General features: G+C 35.2%; 15 protein-coding genes. 9 read left to right on the top strand and 6 right to left on the bottom strand.

Annotated elements, in window-relative coordinates; all coding sequences use genetic code 11:
- Positions 1–51: 51 nt before the first annotated feature.
- The 8 genes from ACKI2W_RS07410 to ACKI2W_RS07375 all read left to right on the top strand — a co-directional run bounded on the left by ACKI2W_RS07410 (position 52) and on the right by ACKI2W_RS07375 (position 6566).
- Positions 52–450 carry a Zn-ribbon domain-containing OB-fold protein gene (locus tag ACKI2W_RS07410; protein ID WP_407380751.1) on the top strand — a complete coding sequence of 133 codons (399 nt, stop codon included), beginning with the start codon at positions 52–54 and terminating at the stop codon, positions 448–450.
- 92 nt (positions 451–542) lie between these two features.
- On the top strand, positions 543–1436 hold the full coding sequence (cfbA, locus tag ACKI2W_RS07405) for a sirohydrochlorin nickelochelatase (RefSeq protein ID WP_407380749.1): 894 nt from the start codon (positions 543–545) through the stop codon (positions 1434–1436).
- A gap of 87 nt (positions 1437–1523) precedes the next feature.
- Positions 1524–2015, top strand: a complete 492-nt coding sequence (cfbA, locus tag ACKI2W_RS07400; RefSeq protein WP_407380747.1) for a sirohydrochlorin nickelochelatase — start codon at positions 1524–1526, stop codon at positions 2013–2015.
- Between the two features lie 86 nt (positions 2016–2101).
- The gene (locus ACKI2W_RS07395) at positions 2102–3709 is read left to right on the top strand and encodes an adhesin (RefSeq protein ID WP_407380745.1); all 1608 of its coding nucleotides are present in this window, start codon (positions 2102–2104) and stop codon (positions 3707–3709) included.
- Between the two features lie 76 nt (positions 3710–3785).
- A complete protein-coding gene (thiL, locus tag ACKI2W_RS07390) occupies positions 3786–4700 on the top strand; it encodes a thiamine-phosphate kinase (protein WP_407380743.1) in 915 nt (304 codons plus the stop codon).
- Positions 4690–5562 (top strand): AmmeMemoRadiSam system radical SAM enzyme, encoded by an 873-nt coding sequence (amrS, locus tag ACKI2W_RS07385; protein WP_407380741.1) that lies wholly within the window; start codon positions 4690–4692, stop codon positions 5560–5562. The genes thiL and amrS overlap by 11 nt, the downstream gene beginning before the upstream one ends.
- A gap of 132 nt (positions 5563–5694) precedes the next feature.
- The gene (locus tag ACKI2W_RS07380) at positions 5695–5847 is read left to right on the top strand and encodes a hypothetical protein (protein ID WP_407380739.1); all 153 of its coding nucleotides are present in this window, start codon (positions 5695–5697) and stop codon (positions 5845–5847) included.
- A gap of 26 nt (positions 5848–5873) precedes the next feature.
- Positions 5874–6566 (top strand): hypothetical protein, encoded by a 693-nt coding sequence (locus ACKI2W_RS07375; protein WP_407380737.1) that lies wholly within the window; start codon positions 5874–5876, stop codon positions 6564–6566.
- 28 nt (positions 6567–6594) lie between these two features.
- Here the strand turns inward: ACKI2W_RS07375 and ACKI2W_RS07370 are convergent, their stop codons facing one another.
- The 6 genes from ACKI2W_RS07370 to ACKI2W_RS07345 form a co-directional block, all read right to left on the bottom strand.
- Complete coding sequence (locus tag ACKI2W_RS07370; RefSeq protein ID WP_407380735.1) at positions 6595–7851, bottom strand: UbiD family decarboxylase; 1257 nt, start codon at positions 7849–7851, stop codon at positions 6595–6597.
- 9 nt (positions 7852–7860) lie between these two features.
- Positions 7861–8883, bottom strand: a complete 1023-nt coding sequence (gene purE / locus ACKI2W_RS07365; protein WP_407380733.1) for a 5-(carboxyamino)imidazole ribonucleotide mutase — start codon at positions 8881–8883, stop codon at positions 7861–7863.
- A 98-nt stretch (positions 8884–8981) separates the two neighbouring features.
- Positions 8982–10466, bottom strand: coding sequence for a DUF2142 domain-containing protein (locus ACKI2W_RS07360; RefSeq protein WP_407380731.1), 1485 nt, complete (start codon positions 10464–10466; stop codon positions 8982–8984).
- Positions 10467–10484: 18 nt separating this feature from the next.
- The gene (locus ACKI2W_RS07355; RefSeq protein ID WP_407380729.1) at positions 10485–10916 is read right to left on the bottom strand and encodes a GtrA family protein; all 432 of its coding nucleotides are present in this window, start codon (positions 10914–10916) and stop codon (positions 10485–10487) included.
- A 38-nt stretch (positions 10917–10954) separates the two neighbouring features.
- The gene (locus ACKI2W_RS07350) at positions 10955–13105 is read right to left on the bottom strand and encodes a Tex family protein (RefSeq protein WP_407380727.1); all 2151 of its coding nucleotides are present in this window, start codon (positions 13103–13105) and stop codon (positions 10955–10957) included.
- A gap of 1 nt (position 13106) precedes the next feature.
- Positions 13107–13931 (bottom strand): putative glycoside hydrolase, encoded by an 825-nt coding sequence (locus tag ACKI2W_RS07345; RefSeq protein ID WP_407380725.1) that lies wholly within the window; start codon positions 13929–13931, stop codon positions 13107–13109.
- Positions 13932–14229: 298 nt separating this feature from the next.
- On the opposite strand from ACKI2W_RS07345, the gene ACKI2W_RS07340 reads away from it, so the two are divergent.
- A complete protein-coding gene (locus tag ACKI2W_RS07340; RefSeq protein ID WP_407380723.1) occupies positions 14230–18444 on the top strand; it encodes an Ig-like domain repeat protein in 4215 nt (1404 codons plus the stop codon).
- Positions 18445–18514: the final 70 nt, after the last annotated feature.

The raw sequence follows: 18514 nt of genomic DNA, 5'->3' as shown, positions 1-18514 counted from the left end.
ATTATTGTTTTTAAATCTAGTAATAATTAAAAAAATATTTGGAGGACTTTCATGTCAGATACTGTTAGAATGTGGCGTCATATACAACAAAGATACAATCTTTTAGGTTCAAAATGTCATGAATGTGGAGATGTATTTTTCCCGTCTCGTGTTGTTTGCCCAAATTGTAGAAGAAAAGGTAAATTGGAACCATTCCAATTTTCAGGAAAAGGAAAGATTTACACTTATTCCGTTATCAGATCCGCTCCTGATGATTTCAAAAAAGTAGCACCATACGCTGTTGCTGTCATTGAATTAGAAGAAGGCGCAAAATTAACTTCACAATTGGTTGATTGTGATGTTGATGAAATTGAAATTGGCGATCCTGTTGAAATGGTATTTAGAAGAATTTCTGAAGACGGCCCTGACGGCGTTATTTCATACGGATTCAAATTCAAACCAATCAAATAATTTGATTTTAGGGAAAAGTAATATTTCCCTTAAAAATATTCTATTTTTTTTAATAACCACATTTAAATAATACTTTTTTTAATATTAATATTATGTCAAATAATATCGGAATTTTACTTATTAGTCATGGAAGTAGTTTACCATTTGGTGAAATTACTTTTAAAGAAATTAAAGATAAATTTATTGAAAAAACAGGTTATGCAACTGAAGTTGGTTATATGAAAGTGTCTGAGCCATCTATTTCAGGCGCTGTTGAAAACTTAAAAGGTGAAGTTGACAATTTGAATAAGATTATAGCACTTCCCGTATTTTTAGCTCCCGGAATTCATACTAACATCGATATACCAATACTTTTAGGTTTAGACCCTTTGGAAATTGATCCTAGATGTCCTGACGGCAATTATCCTGATGAACATTATCTCTCCATTGCTGATGAGGTAGATTTTGATGGGGAAATAGAATTACTTTCAGCAATCGGGCCTGATGATGATTTAGTCAAATTCATCGATAAGAGAATAGATGAGGCTTTAAATGAATCCAAATTAAATGAAGATGCGAAAACTGGTGTATTATTAGTTTCTCATGGAAGCAGATTGAAATACAATAAGCAGTTCATTTCAGCTTTATTTGCCAAATTTGAAAAAGTCACTGATTATCCATGTAATTTCGGATTCATGGAACTGTCCGAGCCGGATATTCCAAAAGCTGTTGATGCTTTGCTTAGTGAAAATGACATCGAAAGGCTGATTGTTGTTCCGGTATTCATTGCACCGGGTGTTCATACAACAAACGACATTCCAACTATTTTAGGTCTTAAAGAGCCACATTCACATGAGCATCATCATGACCATGATCATGGTCACCATCATCACCATCATGACATTGCAGCTATTGATTTTGATGGTGAAATTTTGTATCCGGAGCCAATCAAGGCCGATGATATCCTAATCGATATTTTAATTAAAAAAGTTAATAATTCTTTTTAATATTAACTTTTTAACAACCATTTTTAAAGAAACTTTAAATATTTTTAATTATAAATTATAATAAGTAATAAAAAATGAGTTGTTATTATGATTGATGAAAAAACTGGTATTTTACTTTTAAGCCATGGAAGTAGATTAGACGATGGTGAAGAAGTAATTAAAGCTTATACTGATATGTACAGGGAAGAATTCCCTCAAGCTATTATTGAATACGGATTTATGGAAATTAGAAAACCTGGAATTCCAGAAACTATGAATAAATTAATTGAAGGTAATGATTTGGAAAAAATTATAGTCGTGCCTGTTTTTGTCGCTCATGGACTTCACACAAAAAGGGATATTCCATCTTTACTTGGTATTGAAAGCGATTTTGAAGGCGATGAACATGAACATCATCACCATCATCATCACGATCACGATCATGACCATGGACACGATCACGGACATCATCATCACCACCATCATGACGATGACGATGAAGAGTTTGAATTTGATGGTGAAATAATCTTAACTGACCCTCTTGGTATCGATACAAGGCTGTATGATATCATCAAGGACAGAATTTCAGAACACTTATAGCTGTTCTGAAAACTTTTTTTTAGTAAAATTTATATACTATAATAATGTATAAATTACATTACATCAAAATAATTTATGTGATATTTATGAATTTTAAAAATATTTATTTGATAACTATTATTATATTGGCTATTTTTTCAATCTCAGCCATAAGCGCTGAGGAAATAGCTGATGCTGATAATGGAGTGGATATCATAGGCTCCGATGTTAATGTAGCTGATGATATTATATCCGCCGATATTATTGATGAAAATAATGTTATTTTAACAAATTCCAGTGATTTGGGAGGAGAAGATTCCAATTCAACTGACAGTAATGAGACAGACGAAAACAGTACTGATGATAATCAAACTGAAAAATCATCAATCGAATCCAGTGACTTAACTAAATACTATAAAAACGATACCCAATTTGAAGCGACTTTTTATGATGTGGACGGAAATCCTTTAGTTAACCAGACAGTTCCTGTAAAAATCAACGGAGTAACTTACAACAGGACTACAAAGGATAACGGATCCATCAGATTTGTTATCAATTTGGCTCCTGGAAACTATGTTATTGAACTAGCCAATCCGGCAACCGGTGAAAACGCTTCAAACAACATTACCGTATTGCCAACCATCAGCGGTGAAAATCTTGAAAAGTTCTTCAGAAATGCATCCCAGTACTATGCTACCATTTTAAACGGTCAGGGAATGCCTGCTGCCAATACTATAGTTACATTCAACATCAACGGAGTGTTCTATAACCGTACAAGCAATGCAAACGGTACAGCTAAATTGAACATTAACTTAAACCCTGGAAAATATGTCATTACTGCAACAAATACATTAAATGGTGATGCGATTTCAAACAATATCACTGTTTTATCCACCATTCAAGGAAAAGACATTTCCAAATATTTCAAAAACGATACTCAATATTACGCTAATTTCACAGACGGTCAGGGCAATCCTTTAGCCAATACCACTATTCAATTCAATATTAATGGTGTACTCTATGACCGCAAGACCAACGCTAACGGTACAGCTAAATTGAATATCAATTTAAATCCAGGAACTTATGTAATCACAGCATATAATACAAACACTTCCGAGTTAAAATCAAATACTATTAAAGTATTGAGCACTATTGTCGTTAAAAATTCAAATTCCGGCGGAAACATTTCCATGGAATATAATAATAGCAATAAGTTCACTGTAGAGCTCCATTATAATAACGGTACTTTAGCTAAAAATAAAGAAGTATCATTCAACATCAACGGAGTGTTCTATAAAAGAACAAGTAATGAAAACGGAACCGCTTCATTAAATATTAATTTAATCCCTGGAAACTACATCATTACTTCCGAATTTGACGGATGTGTAATTTCAAACATCATCAAAATTAGAATTTCCCCTACCATCAAATTGGTAAACGCTACTGTAAAAGTTGGTCAACCGATTCAATTCTATTTGCATGAGAAAAACTCCGGCAATCCGATAACCTCTCCTCATTACGGTATTTTATACTATAACGGAACCACTTATGGTGCTTATCCCGATGCCAATGGATTAGTTTCATTTACCCAAACTTTTATCAATAACGGTCAAAACTTTACTGCAGGTAGCAATCCGTTCTGTTTGTTTGGTACACTTGATGACGGATACTACTCATCATTATACAATGGAAATACCATTAGAGTGGTAGAATAGAATTAATGTGACTATTCACATTAATTTTTACTTTTTTTTCTTAAGATTTATTTATTTTAAAATTAATACTATATACATGGCTTTAAATGTATCAGATATCGGTGAAAAGGAATTAATTAAATATATTTTATCTCAATCAGAAAGCATAATCGCCGATGACACAGCTATTACTGATTTTAATGATACCAATCTCATTTCCACATGTGACATGCTGATTGCATCAAGGCATTTTCCGGAAGGGATGTCCTATTTTCAGATGGGCTTTAAGGCCGTGACGGTCAATGTAAGTGACCTTGCAGCCATGGGGGCCGACCCTTTAGGATTTTTATTGTCAATTGCCCTTCCCAAGGATTTGGATGTCAATAGTTTTAAACAGATAATTGAAGGAGTCATTAAAGCCTGTGAGTATTATAACATTCCTCTGATTGGCGGGGATACAAACGAGGCTTCTGAAATCATCATATCAGGCACTGCTTTGGGCTTGTGTGACAATCCGATGATGAAAAACACCGCAAAAGAGGGCGATTTAATCTGCTTAAGCGGTGATGTCGGACTTGTCGCCTTAGGATTTAATTTGAATGGGCAAAACATCTACACAAAAAGGTCTTTAGAGCCTTATGCACGATTGAAGGAAGGCAAAATCATCAAAGATGCCGGCGCTACATCCGCAACCGACATTACTGACGGTCTTGCATCAGAGCTCTATGAAATGAAGCCGGATTGCTTGGGATTCATGATTTATGAGGAAAAACTGGAAATATCTGATGAATATAAAAGATTATCTGCCGATTTGGGTTTAAATTATTTGGATTTGCTTTTGCATGTCGGTGAAGATTTCGAACTGCTTTTTACAATCAGTGAGGATAATGATTTGGATATTGACTATAAGGTTATAGGTGAGGTCAATACGTCTGATAAAGTCGAAATCACTCTTATTAATGGAGATGTTAGGGAAATAGAAAACAGGGGATACAATCACTATGTTAGTTAGTCAGAACTTATACAAAAAAAGCTCCAAAACACAAAAGGTCAGATGTGAAATCTGTGCCAACTATTGTAAGATTAAGGATGGCAGTGTTGGAGTTTGCAGACAGCATAAAAACATCAATGGAGAGCTTTTTGATTTGAGTTATGGCATTGTGTCTTCATTAAGTCCTGATCCTGTTGAAAAAAAGCCTCTGAATCACTTCATGCCGGGCACATTCACATATTCAATCGGAGGTTTCGGGTGTAACATGACATGTTTGCACTGCCAGAACTATATCATCTCACATGAATATGAAAAATTCGGGGATGGTATCAAGATACTGCCAGAAACGATTGTTGAAAATGCACTTAAGTTTAACTGTAAGTCAATTGCTTGGACCTATAATGACCCTACGATACACTTGCCCTTCAGCAAAAAAACTTCTCTGCTTGCAAAGTCAAAAAACTTGAAAGTGATTTATGTCAGCAACGGATACATGTCTTCCCAGTCACTTGAAGAGATACTGACATTTGTCGACGCATTCAATATAGACTTGAAATCTATGTCTCAGGATTTTTATAAAAAAGTCTGCGGTGCGGATTTGGATATCGTTCTGGACAACTTAAGAAGAATATATATGGAAGGCAAGCATCTGGAAGTGACCAACCTTATCATTAATGACTATAACGATTCAATTGAAGAGATTGAAGAGCTTTGCGATTTTGTTGCTTGTAAGCTTTCGGTCGATGTTCCGCTGCACTTTTCACGGGCATTTCCATATTATAAAATGAGGGATATAGAACCTACCAATAAAGAAACACTGTATAAAGCCCGTGCCATTGCCCTAGATAAAGGAATAAAACATGTTTATTTGGGAAATATTTGATTTGATGTTTTAAAAATTTTCAGATTTTCAAAAAGAATATACCTTTTTTAAAAAATCACGCAGTCGCACTTCCATAATTTTTAAGTATTAATTTTTTAATAATTTGTATTAATTAAATTATGGAGGTTAATGATGAAACATCAAAATATTGACAAATTCTTCAAAGTATCGGCAATACTTTTTGGACAATTGTTCGTTGATTTCTTTGGATTGAATTATCATGTAATCAGATTATACAGGAATGAATTGAATACATTTAAAGGAAGGACTTATTTACGGATTTAGTGTTTGAAACACGTGAAGGAATACTGTTGAATTTTGAATTTCAGGATAAGAAACTTAAAAAAGAACATTTGAAAAAATATATGGATTATAAGGTTCATTTACAATGCCAATCAGGAAAACCGGTTGTTACAGTAATTATCTGTACATATCACATCAAATCAAGAATCTATATATATGATGAAACCGAAACATCTCTGTTAAAGCCAATTATACACTATTTAACAGATTATTACGATGAAGTTAAGTATTTAACTATTAAAAATAAAATTAATAATAAGTTAAAACTGTCACTAAGGGAAATCCAATTTTTAGTACTATTGCCATTCATGACTAGGAAAAAATTTAGATTAAATAAAGTAAGGGATGTTTGCAGTTTGATAGAGGAAATTAAAGATAAGAATCTATTTGATGATGAGAAATATTATTTGCCGTTGATTTCAGCGATTCATCAGTATGTCAGTGATGAAACTGAACGAAATAACTTAATTAAGGTGTTAACTATGAATATGCCCGCAGATGAGATATATGAGAAAGTAATGAATAGTGGAATATTTGAGCAAGGTTTGGAACAAGGTTTGGAACAAGGTTTGGAACAAGGAGTGGAACAAGGAGAATTCAATATGGCTCTTAAAATTAAGAGATCTTGGGGAATTGATGAGGCGGTTAGGCTTAGTAATTTTTCTAAAAAGGAACTTGAAGAGGAGATTTTGGATAAATAATTAAATGGGTTAGTATTTCAAACCCATATTATTCTCCAAAACTCACTCTTTCGAATTTTTCTAAAGTTTTCAGTGATTTTGTAGCATCCACACCAATTTTTGTTGTGGTGCCGTCACTTTCAGCTACAGGATCAAGTGATGAGCCACGGACATTAGGAACAATCATAATGTCCCTGTCTCCTTTTACACGTGTAGCTATTGCATATTCAACATCTTCAGCGTCAAACACGTTAACGTCAGTATCCACCACAACACAATGCTTGAGTGATGGGTGAGCTGATAATGCGGCCATGATGGCATTTTTGCCGTCACCTTCAGTCTGTTTATTGATTGAAACGGCAGCATGCAACCAGCAGCAGCCTCCTTCGGTTAAAACTACATTTTCAACTGTCGGAACTGCATTTTTAACTGATTTATATATTCTTGGCTCTTGAGGAAGTCCCTGGAGCAGTTTATGTTCAAATCCTGCAGGAACTATTGCGTGATATGCAGGATTGTCTTTTTTGATATGCATTTTTTCCAGGTTAATGACCGGCTGGTCACGGATGATGTCATAAGTGTCAGTCAAGTCAACGAATGGTCCTTCAGCAACAGTTTCAGTCACTGAAATCTTACCTTCCAGAATGATGTCTGCTTGAGGAACTTCAAGTTCACCGCATTTGATTAAAGTCAGTTTCCCGTCCTTGAATGCATTTGCCACTTCCATTTCGTTATAGTCGATTGGAATTGAAGTGGTACTTGCAAGCAGTATTGCAGGGTCCATTCCGATAGCTATTGCAATTTCCAGGTCCCTGCCTAATTTTTGAGCCTTTTGGAAATATGTGTATAAGTTTCTTGGAACGATTCTGATGACAAGCCTTTTATTATCTAATACCATCATCCTGTGAATTGATGCGTTTTGGATTCCGTTTTCAGGGTCACGTGCAAAAACGACACCTGCCGTGATATATTTGCCGCCATCTCTTTTATAATGCGTTAATATAGGAATTTTATCCAAATCAACTTCTAAAGTATCATATTCACTGAAATCGGTAAATTTATCCACTTTAATCGGATTGTCACTTGCTTCAATTATTTTTTCAGTGATTTCAGAAACTTTACAGTTAATTGATTCAGCTATTTTTTCACGGGTATTGCAGATACCTGAAATGACAGGCATGTCAAATCCCTTAACGTTTTTAATAATGACGGTGTCTTTGGGATAGTCTCTAAGAACACGGCTTATTTCAAATTCGGAGGATAGCTCTTCAGTAATTTCTATTATATTTTCATTATCAATATTCATTTTTAATCCCTACAAATTGATTTTTTTGTCTTTTAATTTAGTTAATATTTCAATAATGTTAGTATCTTTAATTGAAAGTATTTCACCGGCAAGAACAGCCGCATTACGTCCGTTGTTTATTCCGACTGTTGCTACAGGCACTCCCGGAGGCATGTTGACTGTAGTTAGCATATAATCGTTTCCATTTTCGTTTTCGCATGGAACGCCAATAACCGGCCTGTCTGTAAGGCCGACCAATGCGCCTGTAACCTGTGATGAGTTTGAACTGATTCCAATAAATATTTTTGAATTTTCAACTTCCTTGATATAGCTTTTGAATTTACTGTTTGACCTGATCGGGCACACTACTTTCATATTGTAGCTTATCTTAAGTCTGTCCAGTGTAACGCTGACCTTTTTAGCGGTAATCAAATCGGAATGCCTTCCGACAATAATTGCAACATCCGCATCCTTATTAATCAGTGAACTGTCAATATCGATTAGTTCATCCTTCTCGATTTTTATATTGTCAACATTCATGAAATCCTTAACGAGGTATTTTTTATCTTCAAATTCATCAACGGCTTTATTGCTTTCAAAAACTTTCTTCTTGTATTCCTTTCTTAGGTTGATAACTTTCTGGCGGATTTCCTCATCATGTATTGCCATAAACTGGGCAGCAAGTATCGCACCGTTATCTCCCCTGTCAATTCCGACAGTCGCAATCGGGGAAGGATATGGCATTTGAACACAGGATTCAAGAGCATCTATGCCGTTTGTTTTCACATCAACCGGAACTCCTATGACAGGCCTTGGAGTATAAGCCGCAATAGCACCCGGCAAGTGTGCGGCAAGCCCTGCAATTCCAATAAACACTTCAATTCCGGCATCAGTACCCTGCCTTACGATTTCACGAACGAGATTTGGAGTCCTATGGGCTGAAGCTATTTTTAGACTATAGGGAATTTCCAGTTTTTCAAAAATATTCATACTTTTCTCAGCAACAGCCATATCAGAGCCGCTGCCCAATACAATCATCACTTTTGGAATCATTGTAAAATACCTTCATTATAATTAATATTAGATATTAATATAATTTTTTTAATATTTAACATTGTATTTTATTTCAAAAAAATTTCAAAAAAAAGCCATTAATAAAAATTAATTAAAGTCAATATCAGCATGCCTGACAGGAAGAGTGTTATTAACATTATAACTATATCCTTATAGTCATCAAGATTTTTATAGCAGTTTTTGCCTAAAATAAAAGGAATCAACATCAGAATTGGAATGAAATATCTTGCCTGAATGCCTAGAATGCTGCTTAATCCAACAGGCGTCCAGCTTAAAAACTGAGTTAAAAATGTGCTGAGATAAACCAGAAGGAAAATGAAAATAAACCATATCCTTTCTTTTTTGTCAAATTCGCTTGCTGAAAACAGTGAAAACACAAAAAACATTATAAATAGTATTATATTGAATATGTACTGGCCGTTTGCATAAATCTGATGATAGAAGCTCAGTTCCTGAATGAATATTGTGTAGAATGAAGCGCTGATGCTTTTTATAAATGTTAATATTACATTTAAAGGATTGTTCAGTATGTAATTGAACTGGCCGGAAGTGCTGATGTTATTTTGGATAATGTAGTTTATTCTTCCGCCGTTAAGCAGTTCATGGGATGCGTATTTAAGGGAATATGTCATAGCAATTGCCATTATAACAATTGCTGCTGCTTTAATGAGGACATTAATGTTTTCGGATTTGAATTTGTCTTTTGGAATCAGAAATATTAAAAGCAGCATGAAGACATATGGAACTTTCAAAAGACCCATCAACAAGCCTGATATAAGAAAAACTGACAGATCTGACTTGTCAATGCTTTCACTTTCATACATCCGAATAAAGTAGGAAACGTTTAAAATTCCCATTGCAAAAATTAAGGAGTCTGCACTCATTGATGAAGCTTGAAAAACGGCTAATGGGAGGCATGCCATAAATAACAATGTATATTTGTATTTTGGTGCTTTTTTAATTGCAAAGCATGCTATAATGGAATATAAAATTGCATTGAAAGCTCTGCCAAGCCATAATGTCCATATCATTGACAGGTCAGCTATCTTAGCAAGAAATATTCCTATGGCCTGTGCGATATATGCGTAAAAGAGATTTTGGGAAAATACCGATTCAAAATATCCCTGTCCGTCCCAGATATCGGTATGTGAGAAATTGGCATTGAAAACTGTCGATCCCATGTTATAGACCATATCCCAAAAGTAGTTGTTCATGTAATATCCCTGATTTGGAGTATATTCGGGGATTAGTATGCCTTCAGAAGTCAAATCGCTTCTTGCAAAGTGTTCAGCCTCATCGGGAGCTATAAAAATGGGAGACGTGAATGCAACTATCACACCGAAAATAAGCAGATACAGCAGTGCAGTCCTGTGAACGTCTTTGCTTTTTGTTGAATAGGACAGCAATATGAATCCTGCACATATAACGAAAGCTATTAATATTAGGTTGATTTTTGAAAAATCAAATTCGTTTAAAGCAAATATTGCTGCGGTAAATACCAATATTGTTATTAGATATATCCAGATTACTCTGCTTTTTAAATAGTGCTTTATATTAATCACCAAAAATCAAGTGTTTTTTTATCGTATTTTCTTGCCGTAAAACATCACACGACGTGCTGAAAAGTTCCAGAAAAGTACAATAATTGACGCGAATATTTTAGACCATAAATAGTTAATGGAAAACATATCCGTGAATATGTAGAGCAGTATTTCGGTAAATATCAATCCCACAAAACTTATTGCCAAGAATAAATTGAATTCAATAGCCCTGTTTTCGATTTGGCTTTGGTTGAATACCCATGATGTGGACAGGTAATAGTTTGCAAGAACTGATATGAAAAATGCAATTGCTGCGGATATCAGATAGTTGACACTGAAAAAGTGCACTAATGAGAAATATATGAAAAAGTCAATTAGAAATGCTGTTCCTCCCACAAAAATAAATCTGAAGAACTGCAGAAGTATGTTATCGGTTTTTTCAACGAATAATTTATTGGTCAAATCTCTCATCCAATCACCATATACAATATTTTATTAAATCATCATATTTAAATTAGCATAGACAGCTGAATTCTCCTTCTTTGTATATCTACATCCAAGACTTTCACGTTTACAATCTCTCCGACACTGACAATGTCAAGGGGATGCTTGACGAATTTGTTGGCTAGCTGTGATTTGTGAACCAGTCCGTCCTGATGGACTCCAATATCGACAAATGCACCAAAATCCACTATGTTTCTAACGGTTCCCTCCAGTACCATACCTTCCTTTAAATCCTCAATGGAAAGGACATTCTTTCTTAATTTTGGTTTGGGCATGTCTTCACGAGGATCACGGCCGGGCTTTTTAAGCTCTTTTACAATATCTTTTAGAGTTTCAACACCTATATTGAGTTTTGATGAAATTTCATCCAGATTTAAATTGTCAAGTTTTAAATTGTCTTTCCCGACATCATCAAGACCATATCCAAGACTTTTCAAAAGTTTTATTGTTGCATCATATGATTCAGGATGTATTGTCGTATTGTCCAGAGGATTTTCTGAGTTGGTGATTTTAACAAATCCAGCACATTGCTCATAAGTTTTCTTACCTAGTTTTTTGACATTCAAAAGCTCTTCACGGTTTTTAAATCCTCCATTGTCATAACGGTATTCGATGATGTTTTTTGATGTGGTTTTGTTAAGGCCGGACACGTAATTCAATAGGCTGTATGATGCTGTATTTAAATCAACACCCACTTCATTAACGACCTTTTCAACAACGCCGTTCAGTGATTCTCCCAGTTCCTTCTGGTTCATGTCGTGCTGATACTGTCCCACACCGATTGATTTTGGATCGATTTTTACAAGTTCCGCCAGCGGGTCCTGAAGCCTTCTTGCAATGCTTACGGCACTTCGCTCGCCTTCGCTGAAATCCGGAAATTCTTCATCGGCCAGCTGGCTTGCTGAGTAAACTGACGCGCCGGCTTCATTAACAATAATAAATTCAACGTTCGTATTTTTAATAATGTCTGCTACAATCTCGGCGGATTCCCTTGAAGCGGTTCCGTTGCCTATAGCTATAACGTCAATATCATATTTTTTAATTAAATCACGAACGATTTTTTTGGATTCGTTAATTTTGTTCTGGGGTTCTGTAGGATATATTAATGCAGTATCAAGGACTTTTCCTGTCCTGTCAATGATTGCCAGCTTACATCCGGTTCTAAATGCTGGATCCCATCCGAGAATTGTTTTTCCGGAAAGCGGAGATTCCATCAGCAGCTGATTCAAATTTTGGGCAAATACCTTAATTGATTTTTCTTCAGCCTTTTTAGTTAGGAAATTTCTTATTTCACGTTCAATTGCAGGTGAAATCAGTCGTTTATATGAATCCTTAATTGAATCTTTAATGATTGGTGTCGTATGAGGATTATATTCAATCTTTTCAGGAATTTTGGATTTGTTTTTCAGGACATGTCTTGAAATATATCTTATGATGTCATCTGTTTCAACTGTAACTTTCGCTCTGATAACTCCTTCTTTTTCAGCCCTGTTGATTGCAAGGATTCTGTGTGGCGGTATCATTTTTAAATCTTCACTGTAATCGTAATATATTTCATATTCGGATGAGATGTCTTTATCTTTATATTTGGTTTCAATCTTTCCGGTATGAAAAGTATTCTGCCGGATTTTCTTTCTGAAATCGGAATTGTCTGATATTTCCTCAGCTATTATGTCTTTAGCACCGTTAATTGCATCTTCAGGAGTTAAAACATCTTTTTTGGGATTGATGTAGTCTTTTGCAATATCAATAACAGGTTTTTTAACATCCTGCTTTAAAATGATGTCCGCCAAGGGCTCCAAACCCTTCTCTTTAGCTATGGTCGCTCTTGTGTTTTTCTTGCTTTTAAATGGTCTGTAGATGTCTTCAAGCTCAACCAGTGTTTTTGCATTCAGGATGCTTTTTTTAAGTTCACCGGTTAATTTTCCCTGATTATCAATTCTTTCGATGATTTTTGATTTTTTCTCTTCAAGGTTTCTTAAGTATTTCAGCCTTTCATCAAATTTTCTTAAGATTTCATCATTAAGTGAACCTGTAACATCCTTACGATATCTGGCAATGAAAGGTATCGTATTTCCATCATCTATTAGATTAATTACTTTTTTAACTTGCCAAGAACTTATGTTCAGTTCTTTTTGTAGGGTTTCAATTATCATATCAGTTCAGTTTTTTATTGTCAAGCTCTTCGTTCATTCCCCATCTGAAGAATATTACCTTATCCGATCCGCTATTAAAACATCTGTCGGCATCTTTTATAAGTTCGCTGGCCGGCAGGTCTGAAATGTTGTTGTCGGATTCGTATGTTTGAAGGCCGCACCACACTTCAGCATCACCGGAATTGTTTACAAACCATTCGGTCGTGTTTTCAACCCATGTGCTGTTGGCGTTATAATTTCCTTTGTAAAGCATAGGGACTATGGCATCCACATATTTGCATATTGTAGGAATGTCCTGGCCGTAGTAATATTCGTCTTTATCGGCTTCAGGCATTACCGTAGCGGACAGCGTCAAATCAGGGTTAACTTCCCTAACAGATTTAGTGAAATTTTCAACAAATTGATTGATGGCCTTTGTTCCATTTTCGTATTCATATGCATTGCCTTCAAATCTGATGTAGTCTATTTGTATTCCGCTTACCTCATCAAGTCCGGCATAGTATCTGGCTTCTTCAATTTTGTAGTTGAAGTACTGGTTATCTGGTGTCCCGCTTTTCAGAGGTGAAATCCAGCTTCCTGTATTGAATATTTGCATCCAGATGTGAACTTCAATTCCATGGTCGTTGGCCTGCTTAATCCAGTCCAGAACATCCCTTTGACCATATTCGGTAAAGGCAAAGGAGTTCAGGAATATGTATTTAACTCCATTGTCTGATAATTTATCAAAATCGACATCATACATGTCAGTTGCCCAGACCCAGTATCCGTATTTGTCGTTTCCAAAGTTAAAGATGTCCCAGAAATTGGATTTCTTTGAAACGCTCATCTCATCCAGTGAAAAATTGTCATGATTAAAGTTTTGAAAAGCGGTTTCATATTCGGGATTGCTGTCTGTTGGATTGATGTTGTTTGCGGATACTGCAGAAATTGAAAAAATAAAGCATAGCGTTAATGTTAATATTAACAGTCTTTTGTAAATAAACAGTCCTCCTAGTTATTTCCATCTTATATTGACTCTTTTTATTATCTTTTATATTCTTTTTTGTTTCAAGTCTTCAATATACTAAATATAATAATAATGAAAATTATATATTATTAATAATTAAAGTATTTGAGATGAAATAATGAAACATTTAAACATAATTTTCCTGTTTCTTGTCATATTCGTATTAATTATTCCGACCAGCTTTGCCAGTGATAACAGTACTATAGATGATGGCCTGGCTGTTGGCGATGATAGTGTTCTATTGTCTGCAAACGATATTTATTTCAACTCTTCATCAGAGATTGACGGGAACGGTTCTCAAACAAATCCCTATAAATATTTATATTCAACCAGATTGTCAGAAAATGGAATTGCTCACTTTGCCACAGGTGAATATCAGCTGGATAAGTCAAGAAGTTTAAATAATTTGACAATAATTGGACAAAGTCCATTAAACACGATTATTAAGGGCGGATCTTTACAGGCTAACTCTCACGGTTCTTTAAGCATTAAAAATATTAAATTGGATGGTTTATCAATTAAAATTAATGGAAATTTCACTGCCAGCAACGTGATTTTTGAAAATAGTCAAGGTAGTTATACTGGAGGTTATGGCAACATATTTGGTGGTATAGTCTATTCTTCCGGAGGTACGACAGCAATTTTATCATCCGTCTTTAAAAACAATTCTGCTACTTATGGCGGAGCAATATACGCTAAAAGTTCTAATGTATTCATAGTAAACTCCACTTTTGAAAATAACAATGCCTATAAGTATGGGGGAGCTATAGCTAGTGAAGAAAATTCACTTTTATTTGTAGAAAACTGCGCTTTTACAGATTGCTACACATTGACAAATGCCGGCGGAGCAATCTATTCCAAAGACTCACAATTATTTGTAAATAAATCCAATTTCACATCATGTAACGCTACCTTTGGGGGAGCAATATGTGATTTGGCTTCCATCAGTAATATAGATTCAATAATTGCCACGGGTAACACGGCAGATTATCAGGGAGGAGCCATCTATAAGATGTACGGCTCAATGAACGTTACTTCATCAGCATTCACATCCAATAATGCTTTAAGCGGAGGGGCCGTATTTGCAGACAATTCATCTAATTTTTCCGTTAAAGCATCAAAATTTATTTCAAACGAGGCGACTAATGAAGGCGGAGCCATTTACACAATTCTAAACACCCAAAACATTATTTCATCCAATACTTATAAAAACAACAGGGCAAAAATTGAAAATGATTATTATAACGCTTTAGGATATAATCTCTTCTTAGGCAACGGAAACTACACTCCATTAAAGGGTAACTTCTCTTTCAATGGATCAATACCTTCAAAATATGATTTGAGAGATTATGGACTTGTAACTCCTGTAAAAAGTCAGAAAAGCAGTGGAAATTGCTGGGCGTTCACTTCACTGGCCGCTTTGGAATCCTGTATTTTAAAGGTAACTGGAATCACTCATGATCTGTCAGAGGAGAACATGAAAAACGTCATGGCATATTATTCAGATTATGGCTGGGTGCTTACAACCAACAAAGGTGGATACGATGATATGGGTGTAGGTTATCTTGTAAGCTGGCTTGGAGCCGTAGAAGAGGATTTGGAAACATTCAGTGATTACAGTGTTTTGTCCCCGGTAATAAACAGTACTATCCATGTTCAAAATATAGTTTATCTCACACGTTCAAATTACACTGACAATAATGCGGTTAAGGAGGCTATTCTTAAATATGGTGCTGTTGCAACCGGTATTTATTATTCAAGCGCAAACATGAAATCAAATAGCTATTATTATTCCGGAACTTCCGGTCCTAACCACGCCGTAACCATTGTCGGATGGGATGATGGCTACTCCAAAAGCAACTTTAAAACAACTCCTGACGGCGAAGGCGCATGGATTTGTAAAAATAGCTGGGGCGAGACCTGGGGAAACAAAGGTTACTTCTATGTTTCATATTATGATAAGAATTGCGTAAGACTGGGAGATTATGACAAGTCAACATATACGATTATTCTAAACGATACGATACGCTATGATAAAAACTATCAGTATGACATTATCGGAATCACGGACTATTTGATAAGCGGTGAAAGTACTGTCTGGTATGAAAATATTTTCAATGCTACAGACGATGAATTTTTAGCCGCATTTTCAACATATTTCAACGCAACCACCAACTGGACGGCACAGATTTATGTAAATAATATTCTAAAGACCACTCAAAGCGGAATATCCAATGCAGGATATTATACCTTTGATTTGGATGAATTCATTCCATTGAAAAGGGGCGATGAATTTAAGATAGCTATTAAAATCGAAACTGAGAAATTTGCATCTTTTCCTATTTCAGAAAAGGTAAGGTCAAACAGAATCCTGTATTCTCAGGGAGTGTCATTTTTCAGTTTGGACGGAAATCACTGGTTTGATTTGTATAATTATAAGTCCAACATGTCACAATATGGCCACACTTACGATTCACAGGTCGCATGCATTAAAGCATTCACGATTACAGCACTAAATACAAATATAACTCTGAATATTCCAGAAGTAGTCTCCTTAAAGTTCCCGACCAATATAACGGCTTGTGTAAATGATGAATATGGCAATTCAGTCCCATTCGGAAATGTTACTTTCAGCATTGATTCCAAAAATTATACTATACCTATCGTTAATGGAATTGCCAGCCTATCAGTCCAGTTAACTTCTGCAGGCACACATCCTGTTTTTGTAACATATGAAGGCAATGAATATTATTTGAATTCATTAAATTCCGATATAATTGATGTTTCTGTTGAATCAGCTGATTTGACATTCAATATTTCAGATATAGTCTACGGTGAGAATTTAGTTATCAGAAATACTTTGACTTCAAACGCTTCAAACATTTCAGGAACTGTAAACATAATAATTGACTCTAAAAAGTATTCCATGGACTCCAATGGTGAATTCATTGTAGAAGACATTTTAAATCCGGGCAATTATACGGCAATCGGATATTATTCAAATATTGCAACGGCAAATGCAACTTTCAATGTAGCAAAATTGCCTTTATCAATGACTCTCAACATATTAAAGACGGATTATGATGCAGTTATGATTACCGTAGGATTTTCAGATGCAATTAACGGCACGGTTTCCCTTAAAGTCAATTCCAAAGCATATGACATCAATTCCACTAATGGATACGGATGCATATCACTTAAAGATTTGGACTATGGAAAGTATACTGTTGATGCAAGCTTTTCAAGCGGCATTTATCAAAACGCTTCTCAAAAAGGTAATTTCAGCATAGACAATGTTAAAACACATTTCGATGCTGATGATCTGGTGATGTATTATAAGAACGGAAGCAGGTTTTACGTTACTTTGCTTGACAAGAACAACAAGACATTATCCAATAAAAATATCCTAATCAGAATCAATGGAGTTGATAACAGGAGAGTTACCAATGCAAATGGTTCAGCATCAATTGCAATAAATCTGAATTCCAATGTCTATGAGGTTTTGGTAACTTTCGATGGGGATGAAAAATATCTTCCTTCCAACATATCAAGGAATGTATCCATCAAATCAACTGTAAACTCATCCAACATTGTCAAATTCTTTAGAAACGACACTCAATATTATGCAACCATATTGGACTATAATGGAAATCCGGTTTCAAATGTAAGCGTCAGAATGAACATCAATGGTGTATTTTATGACCGCAAAACCAATGAAAACGGTATAGTAAAATTAAATATCAACCTGGAGCCTAAAGTCTATATCCTGACGATTACCAATCCGATAACCGGTGAGGAGAGGTCTTACAACATAACAGTCCTTTCACGTCTGGTTGAAAACACCGATCTGGTCAAGTATTATAGAAATGCTTCCAGATACTCAGTAAAGGTTTTGGATGAGAAAGGCAATCCTTTGGCAGGTGTCAATGTAACTTTCAACATTAATGGTGTATTTTATACAAGGCTAACGAATTCAAACGGTGTTGCAAGCCTGAATATCAATCTCAATCCGGGCACCTATATCATTACCGCACAATATGGCCAGTCCTTTGTTTCCAATAAGATCACTGTCCTGTCCATAATAGAATCCCAGGATATCTCAATGAACTACAGGGATGGAACAACATTCAACGTAAGGCTGCTGGATGAGGTTGGAGATATAGCTCCTGGCGTAAACGTGACATTCAATATCAACGGCGTATTTTATGTTAGACTAAGCAACGCTTCAGGAATTGCCAAGTTAAATATTAATCTGATACCTGGTGAATACATTATAACTAGCTTGTACAACGAATTATATGTTTCTAATACAATCACAATTAGAAACATCTAATCCTATTTTTTTAAAAACATTTATACTATTTAAATAATATAATTATGAATATATTAAGTAATTTTTAAGG

Origin of the sequence: Methanobrevibacter sp. (genome assembly GCF_045603845.1) — an archaeon.
Taxonomy (GTDB): domain Archaea; phylum Methanobacteriota; class Methanobacteria; order Methanobacteriales; family Methanobacteriaceae; genus Methanocatella.
This window is presented reverse-complemented; position numbering and strand designations above follow the sequence as displayed.